This is a genomic window from Pseudomonas sp. TWR3-1-1 (assembly GCF_049896545.1).
Lineage (GTDB): Bacteria > Pseudomonadota > Gammaproteobacteria > Pseudomonadales > Pseudomonadaceae > Aquipseudomonas > Aquipseudomonas weihenstephanensis.
The window spans coordinates 1-1,206 of record NZ_JAFCUO010000042.1 but is presented as its reverse complement, the minus strand read 5'-3'; the positions used below and the strand labels follow the sequence as shown (position 1 = coordinate 1,206).

The 1,206-nt window shown below is 54.5% G+C and carries 2 protein-coding genes and 1 pseudogene; 1 reads left to right on the top strand and 2 read right to left on the bottom strand.

The window, feature by feature from the left end:
- A partial coding sequence (locus tag ACP7A4_RS23075) for a nucleoid-associated protein (RefSeq protein ID WP_426248509.1) occupies positions 1–413 on the bottom strand: 413 nt, incomplete at its 3' end.
- Positions 414–537: 124 nt separating this feature from the next.
- Here ACP7A4_RS23075 and ACP7A4_RS23070 point away from each other — a divergent pair.
- A complete protein-coding gene (locus tag ACP7A4_RS23070) occupies positions 538–999 on the top strand; it encodes an anti-virulence regulator CigR family protein (RefSeq protein ID WP_426248510.1) in 462 nt (153 codons plus the stop codon).
- On the opposite strand, the pseudogene ACP7A4_RS23065 reads toward ACP7A4_RS23070, so the two are convergent.
- Positions 996–1,206, bottom strand: a pseudogene (locus ACP7A4_RS23065) (hypothetical protein); the annotation flags it as partial. The gene ACP7A4_RS23070 and the pseudogene ACP7A4_RS23065 sit on opposite strands and share 4 nt — an antisense overlap.

Sequence of the window (1,206 nt, the reverse complement as noted above, 5' to 3'; positions counted from 1 at the left end):
GTAACGCTGAGGTCTGCATTCACCGTCACACTTTCACTCTGCTGGAGCATAGCGATGACCAGGTACTCAGTGAGACCCTGCTGGTAGTGCGCGAACAGAACGTGGCCACCAACGGAAAGATTCGATTCTTCCATCAGCTTTGTCAGGTGTTCGGTGGCGGTAGTGCTGAATTCAATGAAGTTGCCGTGATCGACAAAGTCCTGTAGCCAGCCACTGAGTGGGAAGGCGCCGGACTGGGCATGAAAGAAACCCCAGCCCTTACCGGTCTTGGCGTTGTAGGCGACGTTCAGATCATTCAACAGGTTTTCAGTTGCTTGCGATTCGAGCAGCTCGGTGCTGCTCAGATGAAGCACAGCAGGACTGCCGTCTGGCTTCTTGTCGATCTGGTGGATGATGCTGTGGCGGATAGGCATGGGTTTACCTCGGGATGGCGCCGCCCTCCGTGACCGGATGCAGCGAGTAGGGTGGTTTATAAGGAACTAAACTCGTCAACACCGTCTACATTTCAAGGGGTAATCCTTAATGGAGAAGACGGTCATGTTTAAATCGCGCTCGCTTGTAGCCGTTGTTACCTGCCTTGCTTTGGCTGTTGGCTCAGTTGCAGCTCTGGCCGACCCTGGTAATGGGAAGGGTCAAGGCAATGGGAAAGGCAGCTCCCAAGGCGGTCAAGGCCATGGCAAACAAGGTAACAAGGGGAAGGGCTCTAGTAGTGATGACCGGTCCCGCGGGCCTAGCATTGACCGAGGCGGCGTATTGGGTGTGGTCGCTGGTTATCGTGACTATTGGCGTCCAGGCCCTTCATTGCCACCCGGGATACAAAAGAATCTAGCGAGAGGAAAACCTCTTCCTCCGGGCATCGCCAAGAAGCTGGATGGCCGATTGCTGGGTCGGCTGCCCCATTACGACGGCTACGAGTGGCAACAAGCGGGCACTGATCTGATTCTGGTAGCAATTACGTCGGGCATAATTTACGAGGTGCTCAACGGAGCATTCAATTAAGGCGAGAGTGGTTTGACGATCTCGTCGCCCGGGTCATGCCTCAACTCAGCAAGACTTTGATTGTGAAACTCAAGCGCCACATTTTCGTTAATCACGATTTCGTGGCGCGGATACCGCAAGAAGCTCATCAGCTCATCGTCGGGCATCAAGTCCATCTTCATGATGGCGATCTGCAAGACTTCGCCGATGATAGGCGTCTGGCCTCGG